The 1,281-nt window shown below is 38.6% G+C and carries 1 protein-coding gene; it reads right to left on the reverse strand.

Annotated features, from left to right (window positions below; all coding sequences use genetic code 11):
• Window positions 1-161: 161 nt before the first annotated feature.
• The gene (locus tag NY07_RS19090; RefSeq protein ID WP_052125895.1) at window positions 162-1,124 is read right to left on the reverse strand and encodes an HNH endonuclease; all 963 of its coding nucleotides are present in this window, start codon (window positions 1,122-1,124) and stop codon (window positions 162-164) included.
• Window positions 1,125-1,281: the final 157 nt, after the last annotated feature.

Below are 1,281 nucleotides of genomic sequence, written 5' to 3' on the forward strand. Positions count from 1 at the left end.
GCAATCAACTGAACCCAAATAACGATGCCTACTGGCAGAGTCGTGGCGAGGATGAGCGTCCAGATGATTGGCAAGATCAGCTAAATGACGACTAGTCATTGCTGATATCTAATAGGGAGCTTAGTTGAAGTAAGCTCCCTATTTCAATGTTAGTTAAAGCCCTATTTTAACCAATGCTCAAACACATGATCTCTATGATAAATAAGATATTTAGCATGCCTATCTTCCAAACTGTCAATTTTCTGCGTTGCCTCAAAAATGCCTAAATAAGGAAGAGCTTCAATTGAAAGCGCTTCAGATATTTGCATTTCTCCTGTCGGTAAAAATGTTATGAGTCCAGCATCAAAAGCTACATCCAGCCCAGGAATCAACAACAAACCATTATATACATCTAAACGCTCTTGATCGTTTGAATCAGACCAAGGCTTTATGTGTGACGCCCTTAGTAAGGGTAATGTCTTACAGTTTGTTACAGCGCATTGCTCCCAATACTCGATCAGATCTTTTCTAAACCGCCCTTGACCAACACGACTTTTAACCAGTGATAGTGTTTCTGTAGACTTTCCTATTTCCAAAAATTGGGTTAAATCATCAATAATATCGCTAGGTTGACATGGAACCTCTACGTCCTCACATAATGCGCCAAAAGCTTCTTTGGAAAAAGGGACTTTAAATTCGGCAGCTGAAAATATTGATTCTAAAGACGCTTTGACCTTAGAAGCCTCCATCATTAGCTCTGCTTTTTCTAGAGTGCTTTTACTATTCCAGTTATTGACATTAGTTTTGTCGAAATGGGCTAGCCTGGATTTAGATACAAAAGCTACCTCATTACTATTAACAATAAGCGCTTCATCTGACGGTTCATCACTCTCAAGCCATACGGCGCAAAAATATGGAACACCATATTTATCACGCTGCTTACCAATATGGGACGTATAACCATTTAACATGGTATCTGCACCTTTATCCTCAAACAATGCACTTTGAATGCTATCAAAGCCACTACAACCTCTCCAAGCTGCCCTTTCACTGCAAACAAAATACTTAACTCTATACTCTTTAGTCGTAAAAAACTTCTTTACCCATGATACGTTCATAAAATCCCTTTCAGTTAATTGAACCATTAATAGCCACTTCTATCCGAACTGACCGCCTCATATCAATCAATACAACAAATATCAAAGTAGTCAATTTAAGGCTTATTGGTAAAGCAAAATCCTTCAGTAAGCTGAAAAATTCAAATTATTCCAATTTGGACAATCTCCCCCCCACTGCAAGCTA

The sequence above is a fragment of the Shewanella sp. ECSMB14101 genome, from assembly GCF_000773485.1.
GTDB classification, from domain to species: domain Bacteria; phylum Pseudomonadota; class Gammaproteobacteria; order Enterobacterales; family Shewanellaceae; genus Shewanella; species Shewanella marisflavi.

Bases quoted from the DNA above. Each gene is read 5' to 3' on its own strand.
- NY07_RS19090 (WP_052125895.1), bottom strand. From the start codon at position 1,124: ATGGTTCAATTAACTGAAAGGGATTTTATGAACGTATCATGGGTAAAG.